This window comes from Rhodococcus pyridinivorans (assembly GCF_900105195.1).
GTDB classification, from domain to species: Bacteria; Actinomycetota; Actinomycetes; order Mycobacteriales; family Mycobacteriaceae; genus Rhodococcus; species Rhodococcus pyridinivorans.
On sequence record NZ_FNRX01000002.1, the window covers coordinates 4,902,308 to 4,919,723 of the forward strand.

Annotated in this window: 19 protein-coding genes; 8 read left to right on the plus strand and 11 right to left on the minus strand. The window is 68.3% G+C overall.

Features of this window, described 5'->3' with window-relative positions:
• Positions 1 to 5 precede the first annotated feature (5 nt).
• Complete coding sequence (gene ispD, locus BLV31_RS23300; RefSeq protein ID WP_039583832.1) at positions 6 to 713, minus strand: 2-C-methyl-D-erythritol 4-phosphate cytidylyltransferase; 708 nt, start codon at positions 711 to 713, stop codon at positions 6 to 8.
• 25 nt (positions 714 to 738) lie between these two features.
• Entirely contained in the window at positions 739 to 1,227 is a 489-nt protein-coding gene (gene carD / locus BLV31_RS23305) for an RNA polymerase-binding transcription factor CarD (protein ID WP_006550486.1), read from the minus strand.
• 276 nt (positions 1,228 to 1,503) lie between these two features.
• On the opposite strand from carD, the gene BLV31_RS23310 reads away from it, so the two are divergent.
• The 3 genes from BLV31_RS23310 (at position 1,504) to dinB (ending at position 4,933) form a co-directional block, all read left to right on the plus strand.
• Positions 1,504 to 2,136, plus strand: a complete 633-nt coding sequence (locus tag BLV31_RS23310) for a copper chaperone PCu(A)C domain-containing protein (RefSeq protein ID WP_064061089.1) — start codon at positions 1,504 to 1,506, stop codon at positions 2,134 to 2,136.
• A gap of 91 nt (positions 2,137 to 2,227) precedes the next feature.
• Positions 2,228 to 3,619 (plus strand): DNA repair protein RadA, encoded by a 1,392-nt coding sequence (gene radA / locus BLV31_RS23315; protein WP_064061074.1) that lies wholly within the window; start codon positions 2,228 to 2,230, stop codon positions 3,617 to 3,619.
• A 57-nt stretch (positions 3,620 to 3,676) separates the two neighbouring features.
• Positions 3,677 to 4,933 (plus strand): DNA polymerase IV, encoded by a 1,257-nt coding sequence (gene dinB / locus BLV31_RS23320; RefSeq protein ID WP_006550488.1) that lies wholly within the window; start codon positions 3,677 to 3,679, stop codon positions 4,931 to 4,933.
• A 26-nt stretch (positions 4,934 to 4,959) separates the two neighbouring features.
• On the opposite strand, the gene BLV31_RS23325 is transcribed toward dinB, so the two are convergent.
• The gene (locus BLV31_RS23325; RefSeq protein WP_064061075.1) at positions 4,960 to 5,523 is read right to left on the minus strand and encodes a PaaI family thioesterase; all 564 of its coding nucleotides are present in this window, start codon (positions 5,521 to 5,523) and stop codon (positions 4,960 to 4,962) included.
• Between the two features lie 93 nt (positions 5,524 to 5,616).
• On the opposite strand from BLV31_RS23325, the gene disA reads away from it, so the two are divergent.
• Positions 5,617 to 6,699, plus strand: coding sequence for a DNA integrity scanning diadenylate cyclase DisA (gene disA, locus BLV31_RS23330; protein WP_006550490.1), 1,083 nt, complete (start codon positions 5,617 to 5,619; stop codon positions 6,697 to 6,699).
• Between the two features lie 23 nt (positions 6,700 to 6,722).
• On the opposite strand, the gene BLV31_RS23335 is transcribed toward disA, so the two are convergent.
• On the minus strand, positions 6,723 to 7,469 hold the full coding sequence (locus tag BLV31_RS23335) for a hypothetical protein (RefSeq protein WP_006550491.1): 747 nt from the start codon (positions 7,467 to 7,469) through the stop codon (positions 6,723 to 6,725).
• Positions 7,470 to 7,570: 101 nt separating this feature from the next.
• A complete protein-coding gene (locus tag BLV31_RS23340) occupies positions 7,571 to 8,200 on the minus strand; it encodes a carbonic anhydrase (protein ID WP_019290184.1) in 630 nt (209 codons plus the stop codon).
• Between the two features lie 93 nt (positions 8,201 to 8,293).
• Between BLV31_RS23340 and BLV31_RS23345 the strand changes: the two genes are divergently transcribed.
• Positions 8,294 to 9,178, plus strand: coding sequence for an HhH-GPD family protein (locus tag BLV31_RS23345; protein ID WP_064061076.1), 885 nt, complete (start codon positions 8,294 to 8,296; stop codon positions 9,176 to 9,178).
• A 45-nt stretch (positions 9,179 to 9,223) separates the two neighbouring features.
• On the opposite strand, the gene BLV31_RS23350 is transcribed toward BLV31_RS23345, so the two are convergent.
• Entirely contained in the window at positions 9,224 to 9,982 is a 759-nt protein-coding gene (locus BLV31_RS23350) for an alpha/beta fold hydrolase (protein ID WP_006550494.1), read from the minus strand.
• Between the two features lie 33 nt (positions 9,983 to 10,015).
• On the opposite strand from BLV31_RS23350, the gene BLV31_RS23355 reads away from it, so the two are divergent.
• Complete coding sequence (locus tag BLV31_RS23355; protein WP_006550495.1) at positions 10,016 to 10,321, plus strand: antibiotic biosynthesis monooxygenase family protein; 306 nt, start codon at positions 10,016 to 10,018, stop codon at positions 10,319 to 10,321.
• Between the two features lies 1 nt (position 10,322).
• On the plus strand, positions 10,323 to 10,853 hold the full coding sequence (locus BLV31_RS23360) for a DUF1990 domain-containing protein (RefSeq protein WP_006550496.1): 531 nt from the start codon (positions 10,323 to 10,325) through the stop codon (positions 10,851 to 10,853).
• Here the strand turns inward: BLV31_RS23360 and BLV31_RS23365 are convergent.
• The 3 genes from BLV31_RS23365 to BLV31_RS23375 all read right to left on the minus strand — a co-directional run bounded on the left by BLV31_RS23365 (position 10,843) and on the right by BLV31_RS23375 (position 13,052).
• Positions 10,843 to 11,529: a DsbA family oxidoreductase gene (locus tag BLV31_RS23365; RefSeq protein WP_064061077.1), complete on the minus strand. Its 687-nt coding sequence runs from the start codon at positions 11,527 to 11,529 to the stop codon at positions 10,843 to 10,845. The genes BLV31_RS23360 and BLV31_RS23365 overlap by 11 nt on opposite strands.
• Before the next feature lie 59 nt (positions 11,530 to 11,588).
• On the minus strand, positions 11,589 to 12,029 hold the full coding sequence (locus BLV31_RS23370; protein WP_006550498.1) for an OsmC family protein: 441 nt from the start codon (positions 12,027 to 12,029) through the stop codon (positions 11,589 to 11,591).
• A gap of 132 nt (positions 12,030 to 12,161) precedes the next feature.
• Positions 12,162 to 13,052: a hypothetical protein gene (locus BLV31_RS23375; RefSeq protein ID WP_064061078.1), complete on the minus strand. Its 891-nt coding sequence runs from the start codon at positions 13,050 to 13,052 to the stop codon at positions 12,162 to 12,164.
• Positions 13,053 to 13,171: 119 nt separating this feature from the next.
• Between BLV31_RS23375 and BLV31_RS23380 the strand changes: the two genes are divergently transcribed.
• Positions 13,172 to 13,798 carry a TetR/AcrR family transcriptional regulator gene (locus tag BLV31_RS23380; protein WP_024102849.1) on the plus strand — a complete coding sequence of 209 codons (627 nt, stop codon included), beginning with the start codon at positions 13,172 to 13,174 and terminating at the stop codon, positions 13,796 to 13,798.
• Positions 13,799 to 13,860: 62 nt separating this feature from the next.
• Here the strand turns inward: BLV31_RS23380 and BLV31_RS23385 are convergent, their stop codons facing one another.
• A complete protein-coding gene (locus BLV31_RS23385; protein ID WP_064061079.1) occupies positions 13,861 to 14,505 on the minus strand; it encodes an MBL fold metallo-hydrolase in 645 nt (214 codons plus the stop codon).
• Positions 14,506 to 14,683: 178 nt separating this feature from the next.
• A complete protein-coding gene (locus BLV31_RS23390; RefSeq protein ID WP_006550502.1) occupies positions 14,684 to 17,227 on the minus strand; it encodes an ATP-dependent Clp protease ATP-binding subunit in 2,544 nt (847 codons plus the stop codon).
• Positions 17,228 to 17,416 lie beyond the last annotated feature (189 nt).

The following is a 17,416-nucleotide window of genomic DNA, read 5'->3' on the forward strand; positions in this document are numbered from 1 at the left end:
GATGCTCACATCTCCTTCTCGGTGCGGACGCCGGACGCGAGCACGGTCCGTGCCAGCACCAGGTCCAGTGGGGTGGTGATCTTGAAAGCGAGAGGGTCTCCCACGACGGTGGTGATCCGCTCCCCCAACCGCTCGACGAGTCCCGCGTCGTCGGTCGCGTCGGCGGCGTCGCGGTTGGCCCGCTCGAGCAATTCGACGTCGAATCCCTGCGGCGTCTGCACCGCGCGGAGGGTCGACCGGTCGGGAGTCCCGGTGACGACTCCGTCCTTGTCGACACTCTTGATGGTGTCGACGACGGGCAGGACGGGGATCACCGCGTCGCTGCCGGCCCGCAACGCGTCGACGACCCGGACGAACAGCTCGGCCGGGGTGAGCGCACGCGCGGCGTCGTGGACGAGCACGAACCGCGCGCCCGATGCCGCCGCAAGACCGGCGCGCACCGAGTCGGCGCGTTCGGCGCCACCCGCGACGACGGTGACCCGGTCGGCGAACGACTCGCCGACGAGCCGGTCCGCGGGCGTCGCAGCCAGTTCGGGCGGCGCGACGATCACCACTCGATCGATGACCGCTGAAGCGAGCATCGCCTCGACCGAGCGGTCGAGCATCGTGCGGCCGTCCAGTTCCACGAACGCCTTGGGCAGTGGTTCTCCCAGGCGAACACCGCGGCCGGCCGCCGGAAGGATTCCGACGACCGGCCCGTTGCGATCGCTCATGTGCAGTTTGCCGATGTCTCGCGCGTCAGGAAGCGGCGGCGAGAACCTCGTCGAGCATGGTCTCCGCCTTGACGTCGTCGGTGCCCTCGGCGAGCGCGAGCTCACCGACGAGGATCTGACGTGCCTTGGCGAGCATCCGCTTCTCACCTGCGGACAGGCCGCGGTCCTGCTCCCGGCGCCACAGGTCGCGCACAACTTCTGCGACCTTGTTGACATCGCCGGAGGCCAGCTTCTCGAGGTTGGCCTTGTACCGCCGTGACCAGTTGGTGGGTTCTTCCGTGTGGGGTGCGCGCAGCACCTGGAAAACCTTGTCGAGGCCTTCCTGCCCGACGACGTCGCGCACTCCGACGTACTCCGCGTTCTCTGCAGGTACCCGGACCGTCAGGTCGCCCTGCGCGACTTTCAGAACCAGATATTCCTTCTGCTCACCCTTGATGGTGCGTGTTTCGATTGCTTCGATCAGCGCCGCACCGTGGTGGGGGTATACGACGGTGTCTCCGACCTTGAAAATCATGTGTCCCGTGCCCCTTTCGATTCTCCCAGTTTAACACGTGACCACATCACCCTCCCGTCAACGATGCAGGTCAGGGGCACCGAGCACTGAGCGTAGGGCTTGACAGGCAGTTGCTTCCGTGTATCGGGTGACCTCCGACACACCCGCCCGTGGGCGCCTGTCGATCTCGTCTTCCGCGCGCGAATCCACACGAGATCCGGCCCCGACGTACACAGCGCACACGGGAACTACTACTCTGCCTAGTGGATTGCGAGCCTTACTCGAGTGGAGGAACCCGTGACTGCTCTCAAAGCGCCGACTCGCCGAGTCGTGACCGCTCTCGCCCTTGCCGCGGGAGCGGCGCTCACGATGTCCGCGTGCAGCGCCGGTCAGATCACCCAGACCTCGACCCAGGTCGCGGCCATCAACGGTTCCAACGTGGACGCCGGCAGCCTCGCGCTGCGCAACGTGCACGTGATCTACCCGAACTCCGAGGAGTACAGCATCGAGCCCGGCGGCACCGCCCAGCTCGGCTTCACGATCGTCAACCTCGACCCGTACGTGGGCGACAACCTCACCGGTATCTCCACCGATTTCGCGGCTTCGGTCACGGGCACTCCCATCGAGGTCCCTCCGCAGTCCTCCGTGGTCGCCGGCGTCTCCGAGGAGAACGCCGCCCTCGTCGAGGAGGTCGACGAGTCGCCGCGTCCGAACAGCACCGAGGAGACCCCCTCCCCGGCCCCGGCAGGCGTCGTCAACAACGTCGAGCTCGTGAACCTCTCCGAGGGTGTCCGCCCGGGCCTGACCATCCCCGTGACCTTCACCTTCGCCGAGGCCGGCGACGTGACCCTGTCCGTGCCGATCGACGCCGGCCCGGAGCTCCCCCGCGACGAGTCGGAGCTCTCGCCGATCGTGGGCGAAGCACACTAGGACTTCCTGCTGGAGGGCCCGGTCGAGCACAGCTCGGCCGGGCCCTCCTCGCATCCGCTCCGGTGTCGGTGCGACCGACTATCCTCCGGCCGTGGCAAAGACCAAGACCCTCTACCGCTGTTCCGACTGCTCGCACACCGTCGCGAAGTGGGTCGGGCGCTGTCCCGAATGCGGAACGTGGGGGTCGATGGACGAAGCACCCGTCCAACCGGTCGCGGTCGCCTCGCGGTCGGGTACCTCGCTCGCCCGCGCCGGTGCCGCCGCCGTGCTGCCGAGCACCCCGGCCACCCCGCTGTCGCAGATCGACGGCAAGGCCACCCACGCGAAGCCCACGGGCATCCCCGAGCTCGACCGCGTCCTCGGCGGCGGTGTCGTACCCGGTTCGGTCGTCCTGCTCGCCGGCGAACCCGGTGTCGGCAAGTCCACGCTGCTCCTCGAGGTGGTGCACCGCTGGACGTTGCGCGGCGAAGCCGATCGCGCGCTCTACGTCACCGGCGAGGAGTCGGCCGGTCAGGTGCGCCTGCGCGCCGACCGCACCGGCGCCGTGCACGACCGGGTCTATCTTGCCGCCGAGAACGACCTCGCGACGATCTTCGGGCACGTGGAGCAGGTCAAGCCCACGCTGCTGGTCGTCGACTCCGTCCAGACGATGCTCGCCGCCGACGTCGACGGCGTGACCGGCGGTGTCACGCAGGTCCGCGCAGTCACCAGCGCCCTGACCTCCCTCGCGAAGTCCAGCGGCATCCCGGTGCTGCTCATCGGCCACGTCACCAAGGACGGCGCGGTCGCCGGTCCGCGTTCCCTCGAGCACCTCGTCGACGTGGTGCTGCACTTCGAAGGCGACAAGCACTCCACGCTGCGCATGGTGCGCGGGGTGAAGAACCGGTTCGGAGCCGCCGACGAGGTGGGCTGCTTCGAACTTGCCGAGGACGGGATCGTCGGCGTCAGCGACCCGTCGGGATTGTTCCTGCAGCACCGCGACGAGGCCGTGCCCGGCACTGCCGTCACGGTCACGATGGACGGCAAACGCCCGCTCCTCGGTGAGGTCCAGGCGCTCGTGGTGCCCACGCACAATCCTTCACCGCGACGCGCCGTGAGCGGTCTCGACTCGGCGCGGGTGGCGATGGTGCTCGCGGTACTCGAGCGTCGCTGCGGGCTCGGCCGGCTCGGTAACTGCGACGTCTACGCCTCCACCGTCGGCGGTATGCGGATCACCGATCCGTCCGCCGACCTCGCGCTCGCACTCGCCGTCGCCTCAGCCGTACGCGACCAGCCCGTCCCGGCCGGCACCGTGCTGCTCGGCGAGGTCGGTCTCGCCGGGGAGGTCCGTCGTGTCGTCGGTGCGGGTCGCCGACTCGCGGAGGCGAACCGGCTCGGCTTCGACCGCGGGGTGGTTCCGCGCGATGTCGAGGGTGTCCCGAAGGGCATGAAGAAGTTCGAGGTGTCCAACGTGGCGCAGGCACTGTCGACCCTCACACGCTGACCTGCGGACATGTCGGCAGCGCCGATCTGCCGAGGTGTCGGCGGCCGGTGCGAACATGTGTTCGTGTCCGATGCGACGGTGCTGCATGCCGATCTCGACGCGTTCTACGCGTCGGTGGAGCAGCGCGACGATCCGTGGCTGCGCGCCAAACCGATCGTCGTGGGCGGGGGCGTCGTACTCGCGGCGAGCTATGAGGCCAAGGCTCACGGCATCGTCACCGCGATGTCGGGCCGAGCCGCCCGCGCCCTGTGCCCGGGACTGATCTCGGTGCCTCCCCGCATGGAGGCCTATGCGCAGGCCTCGCGCGACGTCTTCGCGATCTTCGATCGCACCACACCGATCGTGGAGGGGATCTCCATCGACGAGGCGTTCCTCGACGTCTCCGGTCTCGGGCGCATCGCCGGCAGACCCGTCGACATCGCCGCACGCCTGCGCCGCACGGTCGCCGAGGAGGTGGGGCTGCCGATCACCGTCGGTGTCGCGCGCACCAAGTTCCTCGCCAAGGTCGCGAGCGGGGTGGCCAAGCCCGACGGACTGCTCCTCGTCCCTCCGCACGCCGAACTCGAGTTCCTCCATCCGTTGCCGGTGGAGCGGTTGTGGGGCGTCGGCAAGGTGACGGCGGCGAAGTTGCACGCGCACGGTCTGCGGACCGTGGCCGATGTCGCCGCCCACTCCGAGTCCGATCTCGTCTCGCTGCTCGGACGCACGGCGGGACGCCACCTGCACGCGCTCGCGATCGGTCACGATCCGCGTCCGGTCCGGCATCGGCGGCGCAGTTCGATGGGCGCGCAGCACGCGCTCGGCCGCGGACCCCACAGCCTCGAGTCGGTCGGCGAGACGCTGCAACTGCTCGTCGACCGCGTGGGCCGGCGGATGCGCCGGGCCGGACGCCTCGGCCGCACGGTGGTCCTGCGGATGCGCTTCGCCGACTACACCCGCGCGACACGCTCTCACACGCTGCCCGGGGCCACCGCACGCACCGATCTGCTGTCGGCGGCGGCGCACGACCTGCTCGAGCAGACCCGACCGCTCATCGCCGAGCGCGGTCTCACGCTCATCGGGATCGCGGTGACGAATCTCGTCGGTGAAGGCGTCGAGCAACTCGAGCTGCCGTTCGACGAGCCGGTCGAGGCCGCCGGGGACAGTACTGGAGACACGCGAACGCAGCACCGCGCCGTCGACCGGCATGCCCTCGATGCCGTCCTGGACGATCTGCACTCCCGCTACGGCGCGGGCGCGGTCACTTCCGCGGCGTTGCTCGGACGCGACCACCGGCCGGGTGTTCCGCTGCTCCCCGACGGACCGGAGACCTGAACGCGAAAACCCGGAGGGCGGAGATGTCAGACGGCGGAGATGTCGTGTTCACTCTGCGGGATGCCGTCGGCGTAGTCGCGGCCCTTCGCGAAGTGCTCGTGCCCGACGACGACGAACAACCCGACCGACGACGCCACCACGACGTCCGGATCGGCCGGCGGACCGGCGACGATGCGCGCCTCCGCACTGGTGTAGACCTTGCGCCGCACCAAGCCGTCGACGCGGGCGCGGAACTCGAGCACCGAGCCCAGGGGGATGGGACGGGCGAAGTCCGTCTCGAAGTGCCCGGTGACGACGGCGGTCCGCAGGGCGGCGTTGCACGCCATTCCCTGGACCTCGTCGAAGGCCGTCATGAGGATGCCGCCGTGGATGAATCCCGGTCCGCCCTGGTAGCGCGTGGCGACGTCGAGACGGCCGAGCACCTCGAGGCCTTCGCCGATCGTGAACTCCATCGCGAGGCCGGAGGGCTGGTCGTCACCACACCCGAAGCACTTGTTCCAATGCTGCGGTACCGGCGCACCCGGGCCGGGATGATCTTCCGGCAGATCGGGAACGCCGAGGTCGTCGGGCAAAGTCCAGGTGCTGCGCATAAGCAAGTAATGTAGTTGCGCGGTCGGGGCGCCGATCCACGAGTCCGCGCATTGTGACGACGACCGCAGACCGCACAGGGGAAGGAAGTCCAGATGACCGAGTCGGCGCCGGCATCGACGCTGAGCGACACCATCGCTCGTCTGGCGCCCGGCACCGCGCTACGCGACGGTCTCGAACGCATCCTCCGCGGCCGCACGGGCGGCCTGATCGTCCTCGGTTTCGACGACAAGGTCGCCGAGCTGTGCGACGGCGGTTTCGAACTCGACGTCGAGTTCGCCCCCACCCGACTTCGGGAGCTGTCGAAGATGGACGGCGCCGTGGTCGTGTCCACCGACGGTTCGCGCATCGTGCGTGCCAACGTGCAACTCGTGCCCGATCCGAGCATCCCCACCGTGGAGTCCGGCACCCGGCACCGCGCCGCGGAACGCACCGCAATCCAGACCGGATATCCGGTGGTTTCGGTCAGCCAGTCGATGAGCATCGTCAGCGTGTACGTCGACGGTCGCCGCCACGTCATCAACGACTCCGCGACCATCCTGTCCCGGGCCAACCAGGCCGTCGCGACACTCGAGCGCTACAAGGCCCGCCTCGACGAGGTGACCCGGCAGTTGTCCGTGGTCGAGATCGAGGACATCGTCACGCTGCGCGACGCGCTCACCGTGGCGCAGCGGCTCGAGATGATGCACCGCCTGTCCGTGGAGATCGAGCAGGACGTGCTCGAACTCGGGACCGACGGTCGCCAGCTGGCCCTCCAGCTCGAAGAACTCGTCGGCGACAACCAGCTCGCCCGGCAGCTCATCGTGCGGGACTATCTTGCGGGCGAGCACGTCCCCACCCAGCAGGAGGTCGAGCAGGCGCTCGAGCGTCTCGCACACCTGACCGACGTCGACCTGCTCGACCTGACGAGCCTCGCCCGCGCCTTCGGCTATTCGGGCACCATCGAGGCCCTCGACACCTCGATGAGTCCCCGCGGTTATCGCGTGCTCCATCGGGTGCCGCGCCTGCAGGCCCGGCAGATCAACCGGCTCGTAGGTGCGTTCGGCACACTGCAGGGCCTGCTCGCGGCCACCGCTGCCGATCTGCAGGCGGTCGACGGGGTCGGCGCCCTGTGGGCCCGGTACATCCGCGAGGGACTGTCGCGGCTCGCCGAAGCCGCGATCAACCACTACGACTGAACAACTACCGGACGAGCAGCAGGTCAGGGCGTGATATTGAACGGCTCGGGCGCGCTGCGCAGGCCGCCGAGCTGCCCGACCACGGTGTACGCGCCGGGACCGACCGGTTCGCGCGGCGCCTGGCAGCCGGGCTCGGAGGTCGTCGCCGACCACTTGACGGAATAGGCGGCCTGGTCGCCCGGAGCGAGCGACCGGATGTCGGCGGTCGATTCGGGGAAGCAGTCGGTGTTCGCCCAGAGTCGCTCGTTGCCGTCGAGGCTGTAGACGAGCACCTGCTGAAGGCCCGCACCGAGGTCGCGTTCGCACTGCGACGTGCCGATGTTGGTGATGACGATCGTGAAATCGGGTTCGGAACCGACCCTGTAGTTCGGCTCGTCCGCCGTCACCCGCACGGCGAGCGACTGATCGGAGCACTGCCCCGGCGGAACCGGAGCAGCGGAGGTGGTGGCGGACGTGGACGTGTTGTCCTCGTCGTCCGCGTCCTCCGAGGCCGAATCCCCTGCACTACGCGTCCCGGACGAACCCGAGGATCCACCGCTCCGGGTGGTGCTCGCGGACGCCGCGTCGGCGGACGCATCGGCCGCCGTCGTGGTGGCGGAGGTCGTCACCTCCGCTGCTGCGGGTTCGGGATTCTGATCGGGGTCGTCGCCGCCGGTCAGCGCCACTACGAGCCAGATGACCAGAGCCAGCACGACCACCGAGACTCCGATCGCGAGAATGCGTCGTCGCCAGTAGATCTCGGGGGGCAGAGGACCGGTCGGTTCAAGCACGCCCCCCACGGTATGTGCCACAGGCTGCGCACGGCTACACCGCCGTCGGCGTGTCGCTGTGACCTGCAGTCACATCGTTGTGACCGCAGGTGCACCCGCCTTCAGTTGTCGGAGACCTCGCCGATGTCTCCGAAGTGGCCCCGCAGACTCACCTTGCCGTCCTCGAGCTTGTAGGTGACGCCCACGATGGCGCAGCGGCCGTCGGCGATGCGGTCGGCGATGATCCGCGAACGATCCGTGAGCAGCTTGCCCGTCTCGACGACGTGGCGCCCCTCGAGTTCGTCGACGGTGGACAGACCCTCGGCCCTGCCCATGAGGATCGAGGGAGCGACACGCTCGACGAGGCTGCGGATGTGGCCGCCCGGCACCGTGCCCTTGTCGAGGGCATCGATGGTCGCCGCCACGGCACCACAGCTGTCGTGACCGAGGATGACGATGAGCGGAACGTTGAGGATGTCGACTGCGTACTCGATGGAACCGAGGACGGAACTGTCGATGACGTGACCCGCGGTGCGGACCACGAACATGTCGCCGAGCCCCTGGTCGAAGATGATCTCTGCGGCGACGCGGGAGTCTCCGCAGCCGAACAGCACGGCGGTGGGGTGCTGGCCGTTGACGAGTTCGGCGCGACGATCGATTCCCTGGCTCGGGTGCAGCGGCGTGTCGCTGACGAAACGATGATTACCCTCGGTCAGGGCTTTCCAGGCGGAGATGGGATTGGAGTTCGGCATGCCTACATTATTCACCTGCGCACATGTCCGATTTCGTTCGACATCTCCTCAGCGGATCCCCACACCCGACCCCGTGACCGGAGGAGACCCGAGATGTCCGTGGACGCACCGTCGTTGCTGCGCTGGTATGCCGCGCAGGCGCGCGACCTGCCGTGGCGCCGCGACGGGGTGACGGGCTGGCAGATCCTCATGTCCGAGGTCATGCTGCAGCAGACGCCGGTCGCCCGGGTCGCTCCGATCTGGGAGGAGTGGGTGCGGCGCTGGCCCGTGCCGTCCGCGATGGCCGCCTCGAACCAGGCCGAGGTGCTGCGGGCGTGGGGCAAGCTCGGCTATCCGCGCCGCGCGCTGCGCCTGCACGAGTGCGCCGGCGTACTCGCCGCCGAGCACGACGACCGGGTTCCCGAGGACGTCGACGTCCTGCTGACCCTGCCCGGCGTCGGCGCCTACACCGCCCGCGCCGTGGCGTGCTTCGCATACGGACAGCGTGTGCCGGTGGCGGACACGAACGTGCGTCGTGTCGTCGCCCGCGCCGTCCACGGTCGGGCGGAGCCGGGAAACCCTTCGACCACAAGGGATCTCGCCGACGTCGAGGCTATCCTTCCGCGTCAGCGTGCACGTGCGGCGACCTTCTCCGCGGCGCTGATGGAACTCGGTGCGACCGTGTGCACCGCTCGCACGCCCGACTGCGGACGCTGCCCGCTGCCCGAGTGCGCATGGGTACAGGCCGGGCGGCCCGCCCACGACGGACCACCCCGGAAGGTGCAGAAGTTCGCCGGTACCGACCGGCAGGTGCGCGGCCGGTTGATGGCGGTGCTGCGCGAGAGCAGCGTCCCGGTGGAGCGTCCCGTCCTCGACAGCGTGTGGACCACGGATCCGGGCCAGCGCGACCGCGCCCTGCATTCACTGCTCGTGGACGGTCTCGTCGAGCAGACCGACGACGGCCGTTTCGCGCTCGCCGGCGAGGGATCGACCTCCTAGATCCGGCTTACCGACAGTGCTACTCGAGTCGGCTCGCCGACAGTGCTACTCGAGTCGGCTCGCCGACAGTGCGTGCGCGGTGAGGAAGTGTTCCACTGCGGTGCGGAACTCGTCGGGCCGGTCGTCGTGCACGAGATGCCCGGCGCCGTCGACGAGGACGTGGTCGGTGCCGGGTCGCGTCACCATCCGCCGCATCTGCCCCTCGGGGGTGATGGTGAACTCGCCTTCGAGCAGCAGCGCGGGCACGCGGATCGAGTTCCACTCGTCCCAGAAGTGCCGCGACCCCCACTCTTCCGAGATGTCGCGGAAGGTCTCGACCTCGCCGTGCAGATACCAGCCGTCATCGCGGCGGACGAACGAGTCGAGGAAGTAGCGACCCGCGACGGGCCCGAAGAAGTCGAACACCGCATCCCCGGTGGGGAACGGTTGCGGCCACTGCGCGATCATCGCCGCCCAGTTCGCGGCCGTGCGTCCCCGGAAGTCGGGCGCCATGTCCTCGAGCACCAGCGCGGTGACCCGCTCGGGATGGGTCGCAGCGAAGCACCACGCGTGCAGGGCACCCATCGAATGCCCGATCACGACGAGCGGTTCGGTGATCCCGGTGAGATGGGTTTCGAGATCGGCGACGAACGCCTCGGTGGTGAGTTCGTCGGGAGCGGGACGACCGTGACCGGCGGCGTCGAAGGTGTACACGTGTCCGTGTTCGCGCAGCCACGGCACGTGACGACGCCACGTGCGGGCGCTGCCCATGAGACCGTGCAACAGCAGGATGGGTCGTCCGGTTCCGCCCTCGTCGTGCAACACAATCGACCAAGTTAGCGGAGTAGGCTCTCGCGCATGGCAGTCGTGAAGATCAACGCAATCGAAGTTCCCGAAGGCGCCGGCCCCGAGCTGGAGAAGCGATTCGCCAATCGGGCGCACACCGTCGACAACTCCCCCGGCTTCCTGGGCTTCCAGCTGCTCCGCCCCACCGCGGGCGAGAACCGGTACTTCGTGGTGACTCAGTGGGAGTCCGAGGAGGACTTCGCCGCGTGGCGCGACGGCGACGCACGTGCTGCCCACGCGGGTGAGGCGAAGAAGCCCGTCGCGACCGGCGCATCGCTGCTCGAGTTCGAGGTCGTCCTCGACGTCAAGAAGTCCTGAGATGTCCGCGTCCGGCGGGTCCGGGCGTGAGTTCACCTATGCGGAGGTGGGAGCGAGCCTGCGTGCCTTCCGGGACGAGGCACCGCTCCCCTCCGGTTATCGACATCTGAGGGTCGAGAGCGAACTGGGCCGCGGCGACACCGTGTTCGAGGTCGCCGCTGCCCAGTTGTTCTCGTGGGACATGCACCGCGGCGCGGGCATACGGATCCCGCCCGGCACGCCCCTCGCAGTACCCGGCGTCGAAGTGGATCTCGGCTTCGGTCTCGGACCGGTGCGCGCGTCGGCGCGGTGCCGCGTGATCGAGATCGTCGACACCCCGGACATACGCGGGTTCACCTACGGCACACTCCCCGGTCATCCCGCCAGCGGCGAGGAGACCTTCGTCGTCGAGCGCACCGTGGACGGACGGGTGCGGGGAACGGTGCTCGCGTTCTCCCGCCCCGCCCGCTGGTACACGAAGCTGGCCGGTCCCGTCGGGCACCTGCTCCAGCAGCAGATCGCGCGACGTTATCTCGCGGCACTCACAGCTTGACCGTCACATCGTCGACGGCCCTGCGCAGGAACTGACGGAAGACGTCCACAGGCTGCGCACCCGACACCGCGACGGCGCGGTTGGCCACGAAGAACGGCACCCCCTGCACGCCGATCCGTCGCGCGTCGAAGAGATCGGCGGTCACGGCGTCGGCCGCCGCTTCACCGGCGGGATCGTCGCCGTCGAGCGCCGCGCGCGTCGACTCCGGATCGAGCCCGACCTCGGCGGCGACCTTCACGAGGACATCCACGTCGTCGATCACCTCGCCGTCGACGAAATGCGCACGGAACAACGCTTCGAGCACCTCGTCGCGCTTGTCGCCCGCCAGATGCACGAGTCGGTGCGCATCGAAGGTGTTGGCGGCGACGACGTTGTCGAAGTCGATCTCGAGTCCAACGTCGGCAGCGGTGTCCGAGACCTGCGCGAACATCTGCCTGACCTGCTCGGCCGGCATCCCCTTCATCGCGACGAGCGCCTCCACCTCGGGGACCCGTCGCCCGACCGGCGTGTCGGGCGAGAGCTGGTACGACCTCCAGGTGACCTCGATCCGGTCGCGGTCGCCGAAGGACTCGAGGGCCTCCGCGAAGCGCCGCTTGCCGATGTAGCACCAGGGGCAGGCGATGTCGGACCAGATCTCGATGTGAGCGGTGGGGAGAAGTACGTCAGGCATGCTCATATTCGATTACAACCCGGCCCTGACGTGCTCTGTTCCCGGCCGATCGGTCCACGAACCCGTCAGCTCTCGAGCGCGGCGTCCAGGGAGATCTCGACGCCGGTGAGTGCCTTGCTCACAGGGCATCCGGCCTTCGCGTCCTCCGCGGCCTTGACGAAGCCGTCGGCGTCGAGGCCGTCGACCTCGCCCCGCACCTTCAACCGGATTCCGGTGAGTCGAAATCCGCCCGCCGGATCGGGCCCCAGCGAGACGTCGGCGGTGACCTCGAGGCTCTGCGGCGTGCCGCCCGCCTCCGCGATCAGCGCGGACAACTGCATCGCGAAGCACGACGAGTGTGCGGCGGCGATGAGCTCCTCGGGGCTGGTGGTGCCGTCCGCGTTCTCCGCCGAGCGTTTCGGGAACGACACGTCGAACGTGCCACGGCCCGAGCTGGTGAGCTCCACCTGACCGGAGCCCTTCTGCAGATCCCCGTTCCATGCGGTCCGTGCGGTACGAGTGGGCATGACCTCTCCTTCTCTGGGTGCGACAGCACTGCATGCGACAGTGCTTCACGAAGACAGTGCTTCACGAACCACACTTGCAGAGTCGTCGTGGTGGCGAGGGCCGTTCGCGCCAGAGCGTTCCTGATGTCCGGATCAGGCCGATCGCGCCCTGAGTTCGCGGTCGCGCTCACGGATCGACTGCACGGCTCCGTCCCGTTCGTAAGGCCGCGCCTCGAGCCGCCGCTTCACCTCGGCGATCTCCCGCATACGCTCGGCGTGACCCCGCCGGGCGGCGCGTCCGGCGCCTCCGGGCACCAGGACATTCAGACGGTCGCGTAGGAGGTTGCGCGCGAACCACACCGGGTACGGCGCCGCCATCGGGTTCAGTCGCGGAACACCCACAACGTCGGCGTATCCGGAGCCCAGCGACAGGCGGGCCAGGTCGGCGTGGAAGTGATAGCGCGCCCTGCTCCTGATGCGGTTCTGCGCACCCGGGCCGTCGACCCCGTAGATGCAGGGAACGGCCTTCAGCGCGGCCTCGGTGAGAGCGGCGGACGAGTCGTCGGGGTCGACCGCCGACCAGACCGCCAGCCAGATCAGACGCAGAGGGTAGCTGGCCGGGAAAGCGATGGCGGTGGTGAACGCCATGAAGGTGCTCATCGGCATCCGCACGATCGCCCGCGCGGCAAGATCGAGCTTGTCGTAATCGACCCGGAACGGCACGCCGTCGAGGGTGGCGATGAACGCTGCCATCTCGGGCGCGGAATCCTCCACGGTCTCGATGCCGTGTTCGAGTGCCTGTTCGAACTGCGTGCGGATGCGGAGCCGGTCGCGGCGTATCGCGGCGACCAGATCGTCGGCCACGGGATCGCAGGTGTGCGCGAACTTGGCGAACGCCCGGGACTGGGCCCTGGTGGGCCGCACCGAGTCGCCGACGAGCAACGACATCGCCAGACGCGGGCCGCCTTCTCGCAGGATCGGCTTCGGTGCGAGTCGATCGGTTCGGTCGTGCAGGTGGGCAATCGACGATGCATCGATCGTCACGTTTCCTCCTCGTCCGGATTCGGGGACCGACCATGACGAGGATTCCACAATTAGTACACACTTGATTCCGGAATTGGTCGATTCTGGAAGTCTGGTCGTGTTGTGCCACACTCGACGATGTGTCCGAGCCCGAAGCCACCCGCGCGTATCGCGGCGTCGCCCCGGCCGACCGGCGCGCCGAACGCCGCAAGCGTCTCCAGAACGCGGTGATCGACGTCGTCGCCGACGAGGGCTGGTCGGCGACGACGGTACGGAAGGTCGCGGCCACCGCGGGAGTCGGCCCGCGCTTCTTCTACGAGAGCTTCACCGACATGACCGACCTCGTCACCACCGCCTACGACGAGCTCGGCGCGACCCTGCTCGAACGCGCCGTCGACGCCATCGCGGCGGCCCCCGACGAGCTGCACGCCAAGGCACGCGCCGCGGTGGGAGCGATCGTCGGCGCCGTCGAACGCAACCCCCAGCAGGGTCGCTTCCTCATCTCCGACGCGCCCCCGCTCGCCGAGCGGAAGAGCGCGTTCATCCGGTCCGCCGCCGACGAACTCGCCAAGCAGAGCGACGCGGTGGGCACCCGCCTCGACTCCCGGCAGGCCGAACTGCGTGCGGTGGTCGTCATGGCCGGCGCCGTCGAGCTCGTCCGCGGCTGGCTCGACGGCACGCTCGACATCCGTCCCGACGAACTCACCGAGATCGTCGCCAGCACCCTGTCGACACTCACCGCGCACATGCCGACCATCGGCAGATAAGCAGGCGGCAAGGTCGGCCGCGACCCGCGGCAGGGCAGATCGGCCGGAAAGAAGATCTCTGCTCAGCCCTGCACCGCGGCAGACAACCCGCTCAGAGCCTGGTCGACGTGGGCGGGCCACTCCCGGGCGTCGATCCGATGCACGCCCGCCTCCCCCGCGAACGCACTCGAGACCACCACATCGGGTTCCGTCTTCGCCAGCAGGCGCAGACTGTCGGCGAGCACACGGGCGTCGCTCATCCCCTCGATGTAGCCGGCCCGCCACGTCCCCGAAGCACCGCGATACAGCGTGTCGCCGGTGAACAGGTAGCGGGTCCCGTCCGCGCCGGGCACCAGATAGCAGGTGCTGCCCACCGTGTGCCCGGGTGTCGGAACGATCTCCACCCCGTTGTCGTCCACATGACATTCCGTCAGCGGGACGTCGATGCGGGCGTGCCGGCCGACCACGTCGGCCTCCGCCGCTGCGGCGTGGAGTCTCGGCCCGAAGCGCTCGGCGATCTTGCCGAGCATCGGACCGGCCTCGTCCTGGTGGGACAGGTACTGGTCGGTGATCCCCCCGAGGCGGCCCAGTTCGTCGAAATCGGCCTCACCCGCGACCGAGTAGAAGAGCACGTTGTTCGTCCCGGTCCACAGATAGGCGTGCGTCCTCAGCCCCGGGAACGGATTGTCCTCCTGCGTCTCCCACAGATCGGGCAGTACTTGCCGCATCGCGGTACCTCCTGGTCGTCGTCCGGTCACCACCACCGTGCAACCTCGAGCCGACTGAAGGTCAAGTGCGTCGGACGACGAGAGGGGCGACACCCTCTCGGGTGCCGCCCCTCTCGGTACAGCAGGTGCCTGCTCTCACAGGCAGCAACACGTGCCCGCTCCCACAGGCAGCGGACGCTTATCCGGCTTCGGACTCGCCCTCGCTGGACTTGGCCAGCGCGACCGCCGGGGTGTCCGGGACCTCGGCCGGCTTCTCGCTCGGCGTGAACGTGAACTTCGCGTTCTCGCCGGCGCCCTCGCCGTCCCAGCCCTCGACGTCGACGAGGACGATCTGGCCTGCGCCGATCTCGCCGAACAGGATCTTCTCGGAGAGCTGATCCTCGATCTCGCGCTGGATCGTGCGACGCAGCGGACGTGCGCCGAGCACCGGGTCGAAGCCGCGCTTGGCGAGCAGCGACTTCGCCTTCTCGGTGAGCTCGATACCCATGTCCTTGTTCTTCAGCTGCGTCTCCACACGTCCGACCATCAGGTCGACCATCTGGATGATCTGATCCTGCGTGAGCTGGTGGAAGACGATGATGTCGTCGATACGGTTGAGGAACTCGGGCCGGAAGTGCTTCTTCAGCTCGTCGTGGACCTTGTTCTTCATCCGCTCGTAGTTCGACGCCTCGCCCGTTCCGGCCGAGAAGCCGAGCCCCACAGCCTTCGAGATGTCGGCGGTGCCCAGGTTCGACGTGAAGATCAGCACGGTGTTCTTGAAGTCGACCGTGCGTCCCTGGCCATCGGTGAGGCGACCGTCCTCGAGGACCTGCAGGAGGGTGTTGTAGATCTCCTGGTGGGCCTTCTCGATCTCGTCGAACAGAACCACGGAGAACGGCTTGCGGCGCACCTTCTCGGTGAGCTGGCCGCCCTCTTCGTAGCCGACGTAGCCGGGAGGAGCACCGAACAGGCGCGACGCGGTGAAGCGGTCGTGGAACTCGCCCATGTCGATCTGGATGAGCGCGTCGTCCTCGCCGAACAGGAAGTTCGCGAGCGCCTTGGACAGCTCCGTCTTACCCACACCGGACGGGCCGGCGAAGATGAACGAACCGGACGGACGCTTCGGGTCCTTCAGGCCGGCACGCGTACGACGGATCGCCTTGGCGACGGCCTTGACGGCGTCCTCCTGGCCGATGATCCGCTTGTGCAGCTCGTCCTCCATGCGGAGCAGACGCGTGGTCTCCTCCTCGGTGAGCTTGAACACCGGGATACCGGTCCAGTTGGCGAGGACCTCGGCGATCTGCTCCTCGTCGACCTCGGCGATGACGTCGAGATCGCCCGCACGCCACTGCTTCTCGCGCTCGGCACGCTGCGCGACGAGCTGCTTCTCCTTGTCGCGCAGGCTCGCGGCCTTCTCGAAGTCCTGCGCGTCGATCGCCGATTCCTTCTCGCGACGGGCGTCGGCGATCTTGTCGTCGAACTCGCGCAGGTCCGGCGGCGCGGTCATGCGACGGATGCGCATGCGGGCACCGGCCTCGTCGATGAGGTCGATCGCCTTGTCCGGCAGGAAGCGGTCGTTGATGTAGCGGTCGGCGAGAGTGGCCGACGCGACGAGCGCCTTGTCGGTGATCGAGACGCGGTGGTGCGCCTCGTAGCGGTCGCGCAGACCCTTCAGGATCTCGATGGTGTGCTCCACCGTCGGCTCCCCGACCTGCACCGGCTGGAAGCGGCGCTCGAGAGCGGCGTCCTTCTCGATGTACTTGCGGTACTCGTCGAGGGTCGTCGCACCGATGGTCTGCAGCTCACCGCGGGCGAGCTTGGGCTTGAGGATCGACGCAGCGTCGATCGCGCCCTCGGCAGCACCGGCACCGACGAGCGTGTGCAGCTCGTCGATGAACAGGATGATGTCGCCGCGGCTGTTGATCTCCTTGAGGACCTTCTTCAGGCGTTCCTCGAAATCGCCGCGGTAACGGCTGCCGGCGACGAGCGAGCCCAGGTCGAGCGTGTAGAGCTGCTTGTCCTTGAGGGTCTCGGGGACTTCACCGTTGACGATGGCCTGCGCGAGGCCCTCGACGACGGCGGTCTTGCCGACACCCGGCTCGCCGATGAGCACCGGGTTGTTCTTCGTACGACGCGACAGCACCTGCATGACGCGCTCGATCTCCTTCGCCCGGCCGATGACCGGGTCGAGCTTGCCTTCGAGAGCTGCCTGCGTGAGGTTGCGGCCGAACTGGTCCAGGACGAGCGACGTGGACGGAGTGCCGGTCTCGCCACGGCTCGTGCCGGATTCTGCGGGCTCCTTGCCCTGGTAACCGGACAGCAGCTGGATGACCTGCTGACGCACCCGGTTGAGGTCGGCGCCGAGCTTGACGAGCACCTGCGCCGCCACGCCCTCACCCTCGCGGATGAGACCGAGCAGGATGTGTTCGGTACCGATGTAGTTGTGTCCGAGCTGGAGCGCTTCGCGAAGGCTCAGCTCGAGGACCTTCTTGGCACGAGGAGTGAAGGGAATGTGCCCCGAGGGCGCCTGCTGACCCTGGCCGATGATCTCTTCGACCTGGCTGCGCACACCTTCGAGGGAGATACCCAACGACTCGAGCGACTTCGCCGCCACACCCTCACCCTCGTGGATGAGGCCGAGGAGGATGTGCTCCGTGCCGATGTAGTTGTGGTTGAGCATCCTGGCCTCTTCTTGAGCCAGGACAACGACGCGCCGCGCGCGATCGGTGAACCTTTCGAACATCGCACTCCCTCACACTCTCCGGCCGCCGGTCCGGTACGCCGATCGTCCCGCACCCTGCTGCCGCTCTTAAGCTCCGGCACTCGAGTCGTTCGTCGGAACCTTTCAGAGGTTCCAAGCTCCCACTCCACACTCTAGTGGCCGTGGTATCGACTCGCTTTCCCTCTACCCTTCGGAAGGCGGCGAGAAAAC

Bases quoted from the DNA above. Each gene is read 5' to 3' on its own strand.
- BLV31_RS23365 (WP_064061077.1), bottom strand. From the start codon at position 11,529: ATGAGCATGCCTGACGTACTTCTCCCCACCGCTCACATCGAGATCTGG.
- BLV31_RS23385 (WP_064061079.1), bottom strand. From the start codon at position 14,505: ATGCGGCAAGTACTGCCCGATCTGTGGGAGACGCAGGAGGACAATCCG.
- disA (WP_006550490.1), top strand. From the start codon at position 5,617: ATGACCGAGTCGGCGCCGGCATCGACGCTGAGCGACACCATCGCTCGT.
- BLV31_RS23325 (WP_064061075.1), bottom strand. From the start codon at position 5,523: ATGCGCAGCACCTGGACTTTGCCCGACGACCTCGGCGTTCCCGATCTG.
- ispD (WP_039583832.1), bottom strand. From the start codon at position 713: ATGAGCGATCGCAACGGGCCGGTCGTCGGAATCCTTCCGGCGGCCGGC.
- BLV31_RS23390 (WP_006550502.1), bottom strand. From the start codon at position 17,227: ATGTTCGAAAGGTTCACCGATCGCGCGCGGCGCGTCGTTGTCCTGGCT.
- BLV31_RS23340 (WP_019290184.1), bottom strand. From the start codon at position 8,200: ATGCCGAACTCCAATCCCATCTCCGCCTGGAAAGCCCTGACCGAGGGT.
- BLV31_RS23345 (WP_064061076.1), top strand. From the start codon at position 8,294: ATGTCCGTGGACGCACCGTCGTTGCTGCGCTGGTATGCCGCGCAGGCG.
- carD (WP_006550486.1), bottom strand. From the start codon at position 1,227: ATGATTTTCAAGGTCGGAGACACCGTCGTATACCCCCACCACGGTGCG.
- BLV31_RS23355 (WP_006550495.1), top strand. From the start codon at position 10,016: ATGGCAGTCGTGAAGATCAACGCAATCGAAGTTCCCGAAGGCGCCGGC.
- BLV31_RS23360 (WP_006550496.1), top strand. From the start codon at position 10,323: ATGTCCGCGTCCGGCGGGTCCGGGCGTGAGTTCACCTATGCGGAGGTG.
- BLV31_RS23370 (WP_006550498.1), bottom strand. From the start codon at position 12,029: ATGCCCACTCGTACCGCACGGACCGCATGGAACGGGGATCTGCAGAAG.